At 31.1% G+C, this 16,145-nt stretch carries 14 protein-coding genes, 1 other RNA gene and 1 pseudogene; 2 read left to right on the forward strand and 14 right to left on the reverse strand.

Features of this window, described 5'->3' with window-relative positions; all coding sequences use genetic code 11:
* The 7 genes from rnpB to JJE11_RS03740 all read right to left on the reverse strand — a co-directional run.
* Positions 1-377: RNase P RNA component class A (rnpB, locus tag JJE11_RS03710), an RNA gene on the reverse strand; the annotation flags it as partial.
* A gap of 52 nt (positions 378-429) precedes the next feature.
* The gene (locus tag JJE11_RS03715) at positions 430-1,245 is read right to left on the reverse strand and encodes a Nif3-like dinuclear metal center hexameric protein (RefSeq protein WP_291632905.1); all 816 of its coding nucleotides are present in this window, start codon (positions 1,243-1,245) and stop codon (positions 430-432) included.
* Positions 1,236-1,925, reverse strand: coding sequence for a class I SAM-dependent methyltransferase (locus JJE11_RS03720; RefSeq protein WP_291632906.1), 690 nt, complete (start codon positions 1,923-1,925; stop codon positions 1,236-1,238). The genes JJE11_RS03715 and JJE11_RS03720 overlap by 10 nt, the downstream gene beginning before the upstream one ends.
* An 11-nt stretch (positions 1,926-1,936) precedes the next feature.
* Positions 1,937-2,824, reverse strand: a complete 888-nt coding sequence (locus JJE11_RS03725) for a PH domain-containing protein (RefSeq protein ID WP_291632907.1) — start codon at positions 2,822-2,824, stop codon at positions 1,937-1,939.
* Positions 2,825-3,027: 203 nt separating this feature from the next.
* A complete protein-coding gene (gene rpoD / locus JJE11_RS03730; protein WP_291632908.1) occupies positions 3,028-4,125 on the reverse strand; it encodes an RNA polymerase sigma factor RpoD in 1,098 nt (365 codons plus the stop codon).
* 22 nt (positions 4,126-4,147) lie between these two features.
* On the reverse strand, positions 4,148-5,917 hold the full coding sequence (gene dnaG, locus JJE11_RS03735) for a DNA primase (RefSeq protein ID WP_291632909.1): 1,770 nt from the start codon (positions 5,915-5,917) through the stop codon (positions 4,148-4,150).
* A 224-nt stretch (positions 5,918-6,141) separates the two neighbouring features.
* Positions 6,142-7,170: a deoxyguanosinetriphosphate triphosphohydrolase gene (locus JJE11_RS03740; protein WP_291632910.1), complete on the reverse strand. Its 1,029-nt coding sequence runs from the start codon at positions 7,168-7,170 to the stop codon at positions 6,142-6,144.
* A 225-nt stretch (positions 7,171-7,395) separates the two neighbouring features.
* Here JJE11_RS03740 and JJE11_RS03745 point away from each other — a divergent pair, with 225 nt between their 5' ends.
* Together JJE11_RS03745 and JJE11_RS03750 are read left to right on the forward strand one after the other, a co-directional pair.
* Positions 7,396-8,460 (forward strand): CotS family spore coat protein, encoded by a 1,065-nt coding sequence (locus JJE11_RS03745; protein WP_291632911.1) that lies wholly within the window; start codon positions 7,396-7,398, stop codon positions 8,458-8,460.
* Between the two features lie 79 nt (positions 8,461-8,539).
* Positions 8,540-8,734: a DUF2892 domain-containing protein gene (locus JJE11_RS03750; protein WP_291632912.1), complete on the forward strand. Its 195-nt coding sequence runs from the start codon at positions 8,540-8,542 to the stop codon at positions 8,732-8,734.
* A 386-nt stretch (positions 8,735-9,120) separates the two neighbouring features.
* On the opposite strand, the gene ppdK is transcribed toward JJE11_RS03750, so the two are convergent.
* The 7 genes and pseudogenes from ppdK to JJE11_RS03785 all read right to left on the reverse strand — a co-directional run.
* Positions 9,121-11,763 carry a pyruvate, phosphate dikinase gene (ppdK, locus tag JJE11_RS03755; protein WP_291632913.1) on the reverse strand — a complete coding sequence of 881 codons (2,643 nt, stop codon included), beginning with the start codon at positions 11,761-11,763 and terminating at the stop codon, positions 9,121-9,123.
* Between the two features lie 98 nt (positions 11,764-11,861).
* Positions 11,862-12,503 carry a helix-turn-helix transcriptional regulator gene (locus JJE11_RS03760; protein ID WP_291632917.1) on the reverse strand — a complete coding sequence of 214 codons (642 nt, stop codon included), beginning with the start codon at positions 12,501-12,503 and terminating at the stop codon, positions 11,862-11,864.
* A gap of 514 nt (positions 12,504-13,017) precedes the next feature.
* Entirely contained in the window at positions 13,018-13,659 is a 642-nt protein-coding gene (locus JJE11_RS03765; RefSeq protein WP_291632914.1) for a DUF4342 domain-containing protein, read from the reverse strand.
* A 77-nt stretch (positions 13,660-13,736) separates the two neighbouring features.
* Entirely contained in the window at positions 13,737-14,507 is a 771-nt protein-coding gene (recO, locus tag JJE11_RS03770) for a DNA repair protein RecO (protein ID WP_291632918.1), read from the reverse strand.
* On the reverse strand, positions 14,504-15,385 hold the full coding sequence (gene era, locus JJE11_RS03775; RefSeq protein ID WP_291632915.1) for a GTPase Era: 882 nt from the start codon (positions 15,383-15,385) through the stop codon (positions 14,504-14,506). The genes recO and era overlap by 4 nt, the downstream gene beginning before the upstream one ends.
* Positions 15,386-15,431: 46 nt before the next feature.
* A complete protein-coding gene (locus JJE11_RS03780; RefSeq protein WP_291632916.1) occupies positions 15,432-15,830 on the reverse strand; it encodes a cytidine deaminase in 399 nt (132 codons plus the stop codon).
* Positions 15,831-16,013: 183 nt separating this feature from the next.
* Positions 16,014-16,145 (reverse strand): annotated as a pseudogene (locus JJE11_RS03785) (diacylglycerol kinase); the annotation flags it as partial.

Here is a 16,145-nt window from a genome sequence, read left to right on the forward strand (position 1 = left end):
ACCTATAAGCCGAGTTCTGTATTAGACAATCATCTATCTAGGCCTATTGTTACCAATAGGCTCAAGCGATACACCCGAGAACGAGACGGGCAGTCCCAAAATGTTCTCCTATTCGATCTTGCTCCAAGTGGGGTTTACATAGCCGCAAAGTCGCCATTGCGCTGGTGAGCTCTTACCTCACCTTTCCATCCTTGCTAGTATATTCATATAGTTTAGCAAGCTAAACTATATGAATACCTTTAGCGGTATCTCTCTGTTGCACTTTCCTTAAAGTTACCTTCACTGGGTGTTACCCAGCACCCTGCCCTATGGAGCCCGGACTTTCCTCTCCTGAATTATTGCAAGCAATATTCAGCAGCAATTGTCTGGCTTACTCGCAAAATCAATGATACCATACTATTAAAACAAAATCAAATGGTATTTTTTTCTCTACATAGTTTTGTATGGATCCTGTGTATATTTTGAAACTATAATTTCATTGTCATATCCCTTTTCTAACAATTGTTTTTTGAATTTTTCTCCAAATATTTTGAACGGTTTCCACTCTGTTGCAAAATGACCCGCATCAATTAGCGCTATATTTTGTTCTTTTAGATCACTAACATGATGATATTTAGTATCCCCTGTAATTATACAATCTGCACCCATTTCTATGCTCTCATCAAAAAAATCTTCGCCACTTCCATTTATAATAGCAATAGTTTTTATTAAATCATTATCAGAACCAACATACCTTATAAATTCCGCGTTAAATGTTTTTTTTACTTTTTCACATAATTCTACGAGCTTTATAGGTTCATTAAGAAAAACTAATCTACCAAGCCCAGAATAACCTTTGTCATAATCTAAATTTTTTGATGGCTCAATAATCTTATATTTACTAAAACCTAAAATTTCAGTCGCAATATCATTTAAACCACCACGCGCAGAATCTAAATTTGTATGACTAGAGTATACATTTATACCATTCACAATTAAATCAATAATTTTTTTACCTACTAATGTGTCTGTAGTAATAGTTTTAGGTTTAATGAAAAGAAGCGGATGATGAGTCAATATAAAATTACATCCACAATCAACAGCCTCGTGAATTACGTCCAATGTGCAATCTAATGCAATTAGAATTTTTGTAACCTCCGCATCTTTGTTCCCAACCATGAGTCCTACATTATCATAATCTTCTTTTAGTATAGGACTAGCGAACTGCTGCATAATATGCTCAATCGTTCTTACTTTTAAAACCATTTTAAAAACTCCTTAAGTCTGATTATAATATGATAAAGCTGCTCTTTCCTATTATTCGATAAAATTGTATCATCATTTAAAGTATCATATACCTTTGAATATTTTTGTAATTTATATTCTATAAAGCTTTGCATTGTAAGGCTTTTTTTATCTAATAATATTTTACTTATCTCATAATATATACTATCTACTTCTACTGATTTAGTATTATATTTCACCTTAATAATCTCATAAAACTTACCATCATCTCTACATATTTCTTCATCAATGATATCATAGCCACTGCTATACAAATACTCCCTTAAAACCTCGGCATTCTGAACTGGTTGAAGCACCATATATTTAAAGTGTTTAACAACATCTAAATCAGCTTCTAAGATATCTCTTATTAAATTACCGCCCATTCCAGCAATAATAGCCACCTGTACTTCTTCCTTTTTAACTGTAGAAAGTCCACTCCCGAGTCTACAATCAATTTGCCCTGTAACATTATTTACAGTAATATTGCGTTTGGCTTTCTCAACGGGTCCTCGGTTTATATCAGATGCAATAGCGTTTTTTATCACACCGTTTTTGATTAAATAAATAGGAACATAACCATGATCCGTTCCTACATCTATAATACTATTACATTCTTCTATCATACTTACAATTGCTTTTAATCTTATACTGAGTTCCATAGTTTTCATCCTTATCTAAAATTAATTAGTATTTTAAACTGCATAATTAAAAATATCGTTGCCACAATTAGTGCCACATAAATATTTTTATATGCTGATTTTCTATCATATTTTGCACAAAAATAGCTTGCATAATACATACAAAAAAGTAAGGCCATATTTAATACGCCGTATATCATTTGGGTAAATGCAAATTGTTGCCCTGTACCTATTTTTATTGGGTTAAACTTTGCATCAAAGTTTAATGGCATAGTATTAGGTATCATATCTTTTAAATATAATATAAGTGGATTCATTGTTAATATTAATATTACAATACTTACTATAATTAAAGGTATAATAAAGTGCCTGTCTTTATGAAGGTTATAGCTATTATTTACTTTATATTTCCAAATGGCGGACTGCACACCGTGATATATTAAAGTTTCTTCAAATTTTTTATAATCCAAAGGCGAAATTGCATAATTTATACTTTTAGTTTTTATATAAAAGATTTTTTTATTATCTGTAACAAACATCCTAGATATTCCAATTTTATCAATTACAAATCTCCCCATTGCGAAGCTATTAGAGGCTATACCATAAAGTTTAACTCCTTTAATTATACCCGTTGACGTAGAATACCCATCAATCTCATTTATTGGTACAATTATTTTTTTTAATGACCCAATAAAATAAATTACAAGATTTTTGTCATCAATAGTACATTTACTGGATACATAAAGTACCATATAATATACTTGATATATATTACAAGCCACTAATAGAAGCTTTAATAGACTATCTACAATGTAGGAATTAGTAAATTTTAGTAATATTAAGATTAATATATTATATAATGCAGTCATGAGTATCATAGATACTAACCCGCGTCCTCGCTTTGATTCATAACTCTCCACCTAATCACCTTCTCAAGGGATATTATATCATAATTAAATCTAACTTGTAAGTGTATAACCATACTTTTCCACGAACATAAAAAACACCTTATTAAGGTATTTTCATCTTAATAAGGTGTTCTGATCTTATAAATAAGCTAATCTTATAAATAAGCTATTCTAATCTTATAAATAAGCTATTCTAATCTTATAACTAAGATATTCTAATCTAAATAATCTTTTAATTTTTTACTTCTACTTGGGTGTCTTAATTTACGTAGTGCTTTGGCTTCAATCTGCCTAATTCTCTCACGAGTTACGTTAAACTCTTTTCCAACTTCCTCCAGGGTTCTTGCGCGTCCATCATCTAGTCCAAATCTTAATCTTAAAACTTTTTCTTCTCTAGGAGTCAAAGTATCTAAAACATTTATCAGCTGTTCTTTAAGCATTGTGAATGCTGCCGCTTCTGCTGGTGCTAGAGCATCATCATCAGGAATAAAATCACCTAAATGACTATCTTCTTCTTCACCTATAGGAGTTTCAAGAGAAACTGGTTCTTGTGCAATTTTCATAATTTCGCGAACTTTCCCAACTGGCATTTCCATTTTTTCAGCGACTTCATCTGGTTGAGGCTCACGTCCAAGTTCTTGTAGCAATTGCCTTGAAACTCTAATAAGCTTATTTATAGTTTCAACCATATGCACTGGTATTCTTATAGTTCTTGCTTGATCGGCTATTGCTCTGGTTATTGCCTGCCTAATCCACCACGTTGCATAAGTACTGAATTTAAATCCTTTTCTATAGTCATATTTTTCTACAGCTTTTATTAGTCCTAAATTACCTTCCTGAATAAGATCTAAGAATAACATTCCACGTCCAACATATCTCTTAGCTATACTTACTACGAGTCTTAAGTTAGCCTCTGCGAGTTTTTTCTTAGCAGCAAGATCTCCCTCTTCATTTCTTTTAGCCAGATCAATTTCCTCAGCTGATGACAATAGTGAAACTTTTCCTATTTCTTTTAAATACATTCGAACTGGGTCATCTATAGAAATACCTTCTGGTATACTAACATCAAGTTCCTCAGTTTCTGGTTCAACCTCAGCTTGAGCTCCTGTCGCAGGTGCAGCAACTGCATGCATATCCCCAACGACGTCTATCTCCATGGATTCTAAAACTTCATAAACCTTTTCTATTTGTTCTGGACTTAATTCTATTTCATAAAGTTCATCCATTACTTCTTTATAAGTTAATGATCCTTTTTTCTTTCCCTTTTCAATAAGTTTTTTTACTATAGTCATTTTTGTACTTTTATCCTTCATCATATTACCTCCTTTCTAAATACTATAATTGTTTTATATTTCTTTGTAACTCTAAAAGTTTTTGCGCAAGTTTTATAGATTCTTCTAGCAGGCCTTTTGATTCATATTGTTTAATTTTATTCATAATTTCTTTTTTCGACTCCTCTAACTTGAATTTTTTCACTTGTTTTATGCAATCATTTATAAGCTTTTTATATTCTTCTTCATCGCAGGAAATCTCAATTTCCAAAGTATTTATCCATTCTTTTGTACACTCTATGTCATTACATCTAAATTCAATGTTTTTAATTTTTTCATCGTTATCTAAGTTTTTATACTCAACAATTAATGTATATATACTTTTATGACTTTGAAGTACTAATTGGTCTATGGGAATGTTTTCTGTAATATAATCACAATTTTCTTCATTTATAAACATAAATTTCAATAAATTTCTTTCAGCCTTAATATAAGCTGGCTCTAAATATAATTTTTGTCCAAAATCCTGTTGTGTATTCATTTTTTGCATTTTTTTTGATTTTTTATTGATTTCTTCACTTAATAAGTCATATAATGCTTGTTCTTTAATACCTGTATCCTCAGAAATCTTTTTTATATAGACATCTTTTTCAACAGGATCTAAATCTGTAATAATTTCAGTAACCTTTTTAACATACTTTATTATCATTTCACTATTTGAAAAATTTATTCCATCACCTGCTCTTTTAAGCCTATAATCTATTAAAAGAAGAGCAGCATCAACTAATTTTTGAAAAGCTTGCTTTCCATTGTTTTTTATAAATTCATCAGGATCCTTGCCCTTTGGAATTATAAGCACCCTTAAATCAAAGCCTTCATTTCTTAATATCTCTAGTCCCCTTAAAGTAGCAGCCTCTCCTGCAAAATCAGCATCAAATGAAATAATAACTGTATCTACATGTTTTTTTAATAATTTTGCTTGGTTAATAGTAAGTGCTGTGCCCAGCGAGGCAACAACATTTGAAAACCCATGTTGATGAAGTGAAATACAATCCATATATCCCTCTACAATTATTATTGTTCGAGATTTATTATTTTTGATTACAAAATTCAATCCATAAAGGTGTAATCCTTTATGAAATAATGGAGTTTCTGGTGAATTAAGATATTTAGGTTTTGAATCATCTAAAACCCGTCCTCCAAATCCAATTACACTGCCTTTAAAATCAAATACAGGAAACATTATCCTATTCCTAAATCTATCATAATATGATCCTTTAGGACTTTTAGCAATTAACCCTATATTAAATAAATCGAGTTCGGAGTAACCTTTCTTTTTTAGGAATAATAACAATCCATCCCATTTATCAAAGGAAAACCCTAAACCAAATTTCTTCATAGTAGCTTCAGCGATACCTCGGTTTGTGAAATATGCGCTAGCCTTCTTATCCTTTCTTAAATTATCATAAAAATACCTAGCAGCCGCAACATTAATATTGTACATTTTATTATACATGTCCTTTTGTACATTCGTTTCTTCATTATCTATTTCTATACTAATATTAGCTCTTTCAGCGAGTATCCTTGCTGCTTCAGGAAAAGTCATATTCCTATCCTTCATAATATAGCTAATTACATTCCCAGCTTCGCCGCATCCAAAGCATTTATAAATTTGTTTATCCTGGGATACAGTGAAAGACGGACTCTTCTCATTATGAAAAGGACAAAGGCCAGTATAATTTCTTCCCGCTTTTTTAAGTTTAACTCTTTCAGATATTACATCCACAATATCATTTTGTTCCTTTATTTTCCGGATGACATCTTCAGCAATCAATAGATTATTACCACCTTACTTATATAAATTCACAATATATTTTTATTCGACAAAAAAGTGTATTTTCCTTCTTTAAATCCATTTTTATTAATAATAATTTTGTTTGCATATACTATATTCTTTATAAAACACAAAATTCCTTCAATATTTGTATTTTTTATTTTTTTTTTATAAATTTCCAGTTGATTTTTTTTCCAAAAGAAGTAATAGTTTATTCTCAAATTCTAATATATAATAACTTTAGGCACATATATATTATTAAAAAGCATTAAACAGTAATCATCACTCATCCCAGAAATATAATCTGCTACCCCTATATATAAGCCTTCTTCCTCAACTATACTTTCGTAAAAGTCCGGCATTGCCTGTGGATTGTTATAGTAATATGTAAATACCTGCGTTACCACAAATTTTGCTTTTTCTCTTTCTATTTTTAATATTTCACCTTTGTATATATTTTTAAACATAAAATTTCTTAAATCTTTTAATGCACTATCAACGCTTTCACTAAGCGATACTCCTATAATGCCCTTATCTAAGTTATTTAATGTGTTATAAATACAATCTTTAACTAAAGTATCTATTCGCTTGCCGTGATTTATACCTAACCTGGCCGTAGCACTTTTAGGTAGCATTGAACCCACTAATAATCCCGCCCTTATGGAATCGTCTATGTCATGATTAACGTATGCAATCTTGTCGCTATACCTAACTACCTGACCTTCTAAGGTTGAAGCCTTCCCAATTTTTGAAGTAAGACCACTATGATTAAGAATTCCATCTAATACTTCTTCACTTAAATTAAGTCCCGCACCTAATTTTTCTATTTTTGTGAGCACTCTAATACTATTTTCGTTGTGTCTAAATCCTCCAGGCAAAATATCATTAAGAACCTCTTCACCATTATGAGCAAAGGGTACATGCCCTATATCGTGACCTAAAGCTATAGCTTCTATTAGATCACCATTCAATCCTATACCCCTCCCTATAGTTTTAGCTATCTGGGCAACTTCTAAGGTATGTGTTAATCTTGTTCTGTAATGATCACTGCTAGTCTTTATATATACTTGAGTTTTATGCTTAAGTCTCCTAAATGATTTACTATGTATTATCCTATCTCCGTCCACCATATAACAAGTTCTTACCTCATCCTTATCTTCTAATACACTCCGTCCCTTTGAGTTTAGGGATAACGCGCCATATCGTATAATGCTATTATCTTCATTAGCTTCTATTTTTTGGCGAATATTCATAAATTTCCTCCTAAATTTAAAACTCTCTCTGTAATTATTTAAATTTTCTTTAATTTAGGCATCTCCGAAAAAAACAATTGTCGGTTACTCTTGCTATTATTTTTTTAAGGATACATTAGTTAGTATTCTACATATCAAATTAATTTCCCTTTTTTATTATTAAACGTATAATATAGAATTTTTATTAATATTCTAATAATGAAATAATTTTTTAGGAGTGATAACATGCCCTCCACGGCTACAAACTCTAATAACATAACCTTATTATCCGAAGAAAATGTAAAAAAATACATTCTCCCTCAATATAACTTAGCTGATGCTGATATATCGCAAATTAAATTTAAAGATACAGATAAACAAAGAGCTGTATATAAAGTTCAATACTACGATGATTGCTATTGTTTGAAAAAAGTTTATTATTCTGTAAAAGATTTATTATTTGTGTATTCAGCTATAGAATGGTTATATAGAAATAATATCCATGTACCTCGTATACTTAAAACAAATACTAATAGCAGATTTGTAAACTATAATAATATGCTATTTATACTTACTCCCTGGGTTATTGGAACTAAATGCGACTACGATAATATTGACCATATACTAGCATGCAGTACCAATCTCGCAAGTATGCACAAGGCAAGTATTAATTTTAAACCTATGCTCGGTAGTTCATTAAAGGAGGACTACAGTACTTTGAGTAAATCCATATATAAGCATTATGAGAGTCTTCTTAATTTCTCTAATTTAGCTTATAAATATGATGATACCTTCTCAAAGCTATATCTTAAGCATTTTGATTTAGGTAGTAAACTAGCACATTACTCTGCAACCATCGCTTATGATATTAACCAAAACAATCTCACAAAGTCATTATGTCATCTCGACTATGTTAATAAAAATATTATCTTTGATACTAATAATCAAATATGGGTAATTGATTTTGATAAATGTAGAAATGATTATTGTGCTCATGACATATCATATTCTTTAAGGCGATTACTAAAAAGAGACAGCACAAAATGGGATTTAGAGCTTGCCATAAGTTTTCTAGAATTATATGATAAAATCCTACCTTTAACCTTGGATGATTATAAATATGTTCTTGTTTATTTAGCTTTCCCCCAACGATATTGGAAAATATCAAGAGATTATTATGGCAATATTAATAAGTGCAACAAAAAAGCCTTCTTAAATTTACTAGATAGCGCAACTAACAAGAATAAATATCAATTAGAATTTGTTGAAGGACTTAAACTCTATATTGAAAATAAATTCAAAAAATCCTAAAAACATCATTTATGAATACATCAAACTGATTTACATTAAATCGAAAGATATTGGACAAAATATCTTTGAGGTGATTTAAGTGAAATGTAATGTTGGTAGAACCGAGCAAATCATTAGAATTGTAATCGGCATATTAATCGTTTTTATAGGTTTATACTACAGAAGTTGGTGGGGTATTATTGGCCTCGTACCGATAATAACAGGCTCTATTCGTTATTGCCCTATTTATGACATCTTAGGGATTTCTACTTGCGATGTTAAAAAAAAGCAATAGTTCTCTGACCTATGGCCTTACAATGTAAGGCCATTATCTCTTTTATATCTAACCTTAATATTGCATCTTCGGAATTTATTTCTTGCAGAATTGTTAGTTTTGTTAAGGGTTCTATACCTTGATATTTTAATGAACATTGTATTTGAAGTACAGTGTTTCAAGCATTATTCGGTTTTAGTAATTGTGACGTTTTATTAGAATGTTCTGTCTTAATCAAAATTTTAAAAAACCAATCCAATTGATCAGATTCGCTATTTAGAGTTTTAATAAAATAGGGTATTGTATTTAAAATCAATAATGATTTTAAATACAATACCCATACTTTTTATAGTCTTTATAGTCTCAAAAGCTCATTGTATAAATCTTTTTAAGCTATGCTATACTATTTATTTTTTACTTGTTCTTGGATTATTTACTTCAGCTTGTGCAGCTGCAAGTCTTGCAACTGGAACTCTAAATGGTGAGCATGATACATAATCAAGTCCAACATTGTGACAGAATTCAACTGAAGATGGATCTCCACCGTGTTCTCCACATATTCCAAGTTTTATGTTTGGCCTAGTTGCACGTCCAAGTTCAACAGCCATTTTAACAAGCTTACCCACTCCTAATTGATCTAATTTCTGGAATGGATCAAATTCGAAAACTTTCTTTTCATAGTAATCCTTCAAGAAACTTGCAGCATCATCTCTTGAGAATCCAAAAGTCATTTGAGTTAAATCATTTGTTCCAAATGAGAAGAATTCTGCTTCCTTCGCTATTAAATCAGCTGTAAGTGCTGCTCTTGGTATTTCAATCATTGTACCAACCATATATTTCAAATCACTGCCACTTGAGGCTATGATTTCATCAGCTACTCTTACTACTATGTCTTTAACATATTTTAACTCTTTAACTTCTCCAATTAGTGGAATCATAATTTCTGGAACAATATTATATCCTTTTCTAGTCTTAACATCTATCGCAGCTTCAATAACCGCTCTAGTTTGCATTTCAGCTATTTCTGGATATGATACTGCAAGCCTACATCCTCTATGTCCCATCATTGGGTTAAATTCATGTAATGACTCAACAGTAGCTTTTAAATCTTCAAAAGTTATTCCCATTTCATTTGCTAATTCTTTTATATCTTCATCACCATGTGGTAAGAATTCATGTAGTGGTGGATCTAAGAATCTGATTGTAGCTGGTCTTTCCTCAAGTTCTTCATATATTCCTATAAAGTCTTCCCTTTGCATTGGCAATAATTTTGCAAGCGCCACTCGTCTTTTCGCTTCATCTTTAGCAACAATCATTTCTCTTATACCCATTATTCTATCAGCATCAAAGAACATATGCTCTGTTCTGCATAACCCTATACCTTCAGCTCCATATTTAACTGCTTGCGCGGTATCTCTAGGAGTATCAGCATTAGTTCTAACTTTTAAACTTCTTATTTCATCAGCCCATCCCATAAACGTTTCAAAATAACCACTTATTTCAGGTTCAACTGTTTTAATTACACCTTCATATACATTTCCTGTACTTCCGTCCATTGAAATAAAGTCACCCTCATGATATATAGACTGTCCAATTTGGAAGGTCTTAGTCTCTTCGTTAACTTTTATATCTCCGCAACCAGCAACACAGCATGTGCCCATTCCTCTTGCAACAACCGCTGCATGAGAAGTCATTCCCCCTCTTACTGTTAGGATACCTTCTGAAGCAATCATGCCTTCAATGTCCTCTGGTGAAGTTTCAAGCCTTACAAGAATAACTTTTTCTCCACTTTCATGTTTAGCTTTTGCATCTTCAGCTGTAAAACAAACTTTTCCACAAGCAGCTCCAGGAGATGCTGGCAAGCCTTTAGCTATTACTGTAGAGTTCTTTAATTCTTCTGTATCAAAGTTAGGATGAAGTAATGTGTCTAGTTGTTTTGGTTCAACCTTCATCATAGCTTCTGTCTTTGTTAACATGCCATCTTCAACAAGTTCCACGGCAATTTTGAGTGCTGCTTGTGCCGTTCTCTTTCCATTTCTTGTTTGCAGAAAGTATAATTTACCATCTTCAATTGTAAACTCCATATCTTGCATATCTTTATAATGGTTTTCAAGAGTATTAACAATATTCATAAACTGGTCATATACTTTGGGCATATCTTTTTCAAGCTGTGATATCTCTTGTGGTGTTCTTATCCCTGCAACAACATCTTCACCTTGTGCATTCATTAAGTACTCAGCATATATTCCTTTTTCTCCAGTAGATGGATTTCTTGAGAAGGCAACACCCGTTCCTGATGTTTCTCCTTTGTTACCAAATACCATTTCTTGAACACTTACTGCAGTTCCCCAACTACCTGGAATATCATTTAATCTTCTATATACATTAGCTCTGGGATTATCCCATGATCCAAATACTGCCTTAATGGCCTCTATTAATTGGCTACTTGGGTCACTTGGAAACTCTTCACCTTTATCTTTTTTATAAAATACTTTAAATTTTTTAACTAATTCTTTTAAATCGATAGCATCTAGTTCAGTATCAAATTTCACGCCTTTTGCTTCTTTCATCTTATCCATTATGTTTTCAAAGTTTCTTTTTTCAACGCCCATTACAACGTCAGCAAACATTTGGATAAATCTTCTATAAGAGTCATAAGCAAATCTTGGGTTATTTGTTAACTTCGCCATAACTTCTACTGTAGCATCGTTTAATCCAAGATTTAAAATTGTATCCATCATACCTGGCATTGATGCTCTAGCTCCAGATCTAACTGATACAAGCAATGGATTTTCTAAACTTCCAAATTTCTTTCCTGTGATTTTTTCAAGTTCTTCCATTTTTTTGTTGATTTCACTAATAATTTCTGGTGCGATTAATTGACCATCTTCATAGTATTTATTACAAGCTTCAGTAGTAACTGTGAATCCCTGCGGTACCGGAATATTAATATTTGTCATTTCTGCAAGATTTGCACCTTTTCCACCTAAAAGATTTTTCATTGAAGCATTACCTTCACTAAAAAGATATACATATTTTTTATTTGCCATTCGATACAACCCCTTTTGTTATAAATTATATATGATAACGGGTATAAAAATGTTCCATATGGAGCAATTTAGTACCCATATTCACTCACTTTAGTTACTTAGCCATTTTCGCCCATTTTAACAAATAATCTTGTGATATTTGTTTTTGATATTTTGCCCACAATTTGAAATGTTTCTTTCCCATTTTCAAATTTTCTATCTACCACAGGCAAGCTATCTACTTCGTGTTCTATAATCTTTTGTGCGGCTAAATAAACACTATCTTCTTTTTCAACAAGCACTATGTTCGGCATTCTAGTCATTATAATTCCTACAGGTACTTTATGCATATCTGTGCCACCCATAGCGATTTTAAGAAAGTCTTTTCTAGATACAGCTCCAACTAAATTGCCTTCATTGTGTACAAATAAAGTACCAACATCATTTAAAAACAAATGTACTATAGCATCGTAAACCATGGTTTCTTCTGTTACCATTATAGGCTTTGACATTACATCATTAACCTTAATATTTCTTATATAATCATAAACTAAACTGTAAGAGGGTTTCTTTGAATACATATATCCAACCTTGGGCCTTGCTTCTAAAATGCCTGTCATCGTAAGTATTGCCAAATCTGGTCTTAGCGCTGCCCTTGTAACACCTAACTTATTAGCTAGCCGTTCACTTGTAATAGGTGGATTTTCTTTAACTAATCTTATTATCTCTTCTTGTCTTGGTGTTAATTTTATTTTCCACACCTCTTTCTTTTTCAACTTGTTAAACATGGAATACATTTGCAATAAAAACGGTTGCATAAATTCTATTATGCTAAAATTTTACATGCCATTTTTTACATTGTACCACAATATTAAAATAAAATGTAGAGTTTGTAAATTGCTTTTTACATTAAAATTTTAGAATATTCCCACATTAGTATATTATTCTTAGATTTCCTCCATTTTTCTCTAAATGTTATCTTTGTAATATGTCATGAATTTTGATCTTATTTCTATTGTTATTAATAAATTTTCACAAGAAATCTTAAATAATAATATTTATTCTGTAAGTGGCGTGAAAATAAATAACAAGTCAAAGTAAGTCGTAAAATAGACGAGCCTAGAATAGGTTATGCTATAATAGACTAGGCTAGCATAGACTCGTATACTGACTTCTTATTAACTTGAATGTCCATAAAAGCCACCAAGTAAGACTTGCTGGCTTTTATGGACATTCATATTTAACTATTTGCATAGTGAGAATTTAAGAATAAAATCATTCCTTTTCTTCTTTTTCTTCTTGGTCCTTTTCTTGCTTTTCTTTTTCGCTATCAAACTTAACCGTATATTGGTATACATTTTCACTATTATCATCTTTGTTATCTTTACTATCTTTGCTAAAAATATCTCTTTTTTCGTTAAACTTTTCTTTTACCTCTTCACTTATATCGCTCATTTTATCTCTTACATCATCAACTGTATTTTTAATAATACTGTTAATAACTTCTACACTACCATCTGCTTTTGTTATTTCAACAGTAATTCTTGTGAGCACTGCTGTTAATACGCCTATACCAATTAACGCAGGTAATGCAGTCGTAAACAATCCAGTAAATACACCTGCTGCAATACCCGCATTAACAGGTATATCTACAACTACAGTATCATCTTTTTTGATTTTTATCCTTGTAACGTTACCTTTTCGTACTATTTCCTTTATCGCTGCTAAAAACTCATCCTTAGTATTATACATTTCTTCCATATTAAATTTAGCAGATTTGTTTTCTTTTGCTTCGATGTAAATAAGTGCATTAACTACGTCACCACCACACTCTTCTAATGCTTCCTTAGCATCAGTGTATGAAACTCCTGTTCGTTCTTTAATAATATCAATCTTTTCTAATGTGATTTCTGCCATTAAAATCATCCTCCTTATAATTTTTCCACAGAATACAACAATTGTTAATTATTCTTGTATTCCAGTAATCATCCTTATTAACTTTCCTTTTGAAATGCTGTTAAATAATTATACATTTCTAAACTCCTTGGACTCCGTGCGTAATTTTGGGAAATAATAAAAGATAAAGTTTTATATAACTCAATCTTGGATATTTCCGAAACAACTATTCTATTAATTTTATCCATACCAAAATTATTTATGAATTTTAATGTATTATATGTAGGGTTTGAAATATATATACTATTTAACTTTTCACAATCTTTACAAATGGGACCATAAGATTGCATATCAATATTATTAGACATAGTTATTTTCTTTCTACATTTAACACATTGGCTAAAATTCAATTCATAACCTGTTGCCTTTAGCAGTTTTGTTTCAAACGCCCTGGCTAAAATTTCTATATCAACAGCATCATTTTTTATAAAATAAAAAGCAGTCACCAAATCTTTAAAAAGTTCTTTATTAACTTCATCACTTGGAAGTGCAATATCAATTAATTCATTAAAATACGATGCGTAAGTAATTGTGTCGAGGTTCCTTAATAATTGCTGAAAAGAATCTATAATTGTTATTTCATTTATTGTATATAAATTTCTACCTTTGAATAGTACAAATTCTCCATAGCTGCAAGGTAATGTTGATGCTATATATTTACTTTTATTTTTTCTCGCACCCTTTGCTATAGCAGTTATTTTGCCAAAATCCTCACTAAAAAGCCAAACTAACTTATCGTTTTCTTTAAAATCTTGTGTCTTTATTACAATAGCTCTAGTTTTTAAAATTGACAGAAAATCATCCCCTATTTATACCCGAGCTCCTTCAAAATACTTGAAGTATCTCTCCATTCTTTCTTTACCTTTACCCATAATCTTAGATATACTTTTTCACCTAAAAACTTCATTACATCTTGCCTTGCATAAGTAGAAATTTGCTTCAGAGTTTTTCCACCTTTTCCAATTATTATGCCCTTATGTGAATCTTTTTCACAAAGCATGTTAACTTCAATATTATAAAGGTTATTTTTATCTCTTTTCATGGAAATAATTTCTACTGCGATTCCATGAGGCACTTCCTGGGATAATAGTTTCAAAGCCTTTTCTCTTATAATTTCAGTTATAATAAATCTTTCTTGCTGATCTGTGATCATATCTTCTGGGTAGTATAAAGGTCCCTCTGGAATATTCTCCGCTATAAGTTTAGTCACTATATCGACATTTTTACCTTTTATGGCAGCTATTGGTATTACTTCTTTAAAGGTAAAATACTGAGAATAACTTTGAATAGTTTTAGCAACTCTCTCTTGAGTATTCTCGTCAATCTTGTTAACTAATAAAAATACTGGAATATTTGAGTTTTTTAACTGTTCGAGAATGTGCATATCGCCACCTTCAATTTCATCACCTGGCGTGGTTATAAATAATATCACATCTACTTCACTAGTAGATTGTTGTGCTACTTTAACCATATATTCTCCGAGTTTATGTCTAGGTTTATGCATTCCTGGAGTATCTACAAATATTATTTGAGAATCCTTAGTTGTTAAAATTGTTTGTATATTATTTCTTGTAGTTTGGGGTCTATTAGACACAATTGATAATTTCTCCCCCATAATGTAGTTTATTAATGTAGATTTTCCTACATTAGGTCTTCCGATAATAGTTACGAATCCTGATTTAAACATATATCCTCCTTTTGTTATCTTAAGCAAATAGTATAATTTTTCTATATTACTTTAATAAATGTTCTTTTGTAAATGCACCTGGCAAAATTTCTTCCATAGTCTTGATTATATAATCATCTTCATTTTTCACTAATATAATATGGATATCCGATGCCGCAAATTCCACTATAACCTGTCTGCAAATGCCACAGGGATAGGTATAAGTTGACATGTCGCCAACTATTGCAATAGCTTTAATTTTTTTATGCCCTTCAGATACAGCTTTAAAAATTGCAGTTCTCTCAGCGCAATTTGTAGCACCATAGGAAGCATTTTCTATATTGCATCCAGTATATATCGAACCATCACCAGTTATAACGGCTGCACCTACCTTGAAGTTTGAATATGGCACATAGGCATTTTCTCTTGCATCTATTGCAATCTTAGCTAACTTTTTATAATCCATTAAAACACCCCTATAAAAATAATTTAACTGTGACATCACGTTTACGTGAACCAGTTTCGTATACATAAAAAATCACATATACGTTAAACCCCACATATTAAAGCGATTTTTCACGTATAGTAATTATATCACTAAATGTTAGTATTTCAATAATATTATGATTTTCTGAAATAAAAAAGTATATTATCCTAAGATTTTAAATAGTAATAATGTTAATAAAGTCCCAAAAATCGCACCAAAAACCACCTCTAATATAGAGTGAATTTCTGAATCAACCCTACTCTGTGCTACTATTCCAGCTATAAAATAAGAAAG

It is taken from the genome of Clostridium sp. (assembly GCF_016650095.1).
Lineage (GTDB): Bacteria > Bacillota > Clostridia > Clostridiales > Clostridiaceae > Clostridium_AD.

Coding starts and splice junctions, on each gene's coding strand:
- JJE11_RS03740 (WP_291632910.1), bottom strand. CDS start 7,170: ATGAATATTCGCCAAAAAATAGAAGCTAATGAAGATAATAGCATTATA.
- JJE11_RS03715 (WP_291632905.1), bottom strand. CDS start 1,245: ATGGTTTTAAAAGTAAGAACGATTGAGCATATTATGCAGCAGTTCGCT.
- ppdK (WP_291632913.1), bottom strand. CDS start 11,763: ATGGCAAATAAAAAATATGTATATCTTTTTAGTGAAGGTAATGCTTCA.
- JJE11_RS03765 (WP_291632914.1), bottom strand. CDS start 13,659: ATGGCAGAAATCACATTAGAAAAGATTGATATTATTAAAGAACGAACA.
- era (WP_291632915.1), bottom strand. CDS start 15,385: ATGTTTAAATCAGGATTCGTAACTATTATCGGAAGACCTAATGTAGGA.
- JJE11_RS03720 (WP_291632906.1), bottom strand. CDS start 1,925: ATGGAACTCAGTATAAGATTAAAAGCAATTGTAAGTATGATAGAAGAA.
- JJE11_RS03780 (WP_291632916.1), bottom strand. CDS start 15,830: ATGGATTATAAAAAGTTAGCTAAGATTGCAATAGATGCAAGAGAAAAT.
- JJE11_RS03745 (WP_291632911.1), top strand. CDS start 7,396: ATGCCCTCCACGGCTACAAACTCTAATAACATAACCTTATTATCCGAA.
- rpoD (WP_291632908.1), bottom strand. CDS start 4,125: ATGAAGGATAAAAGTACAAAAATGACTATAGTAAAAAAACTTATTGAA.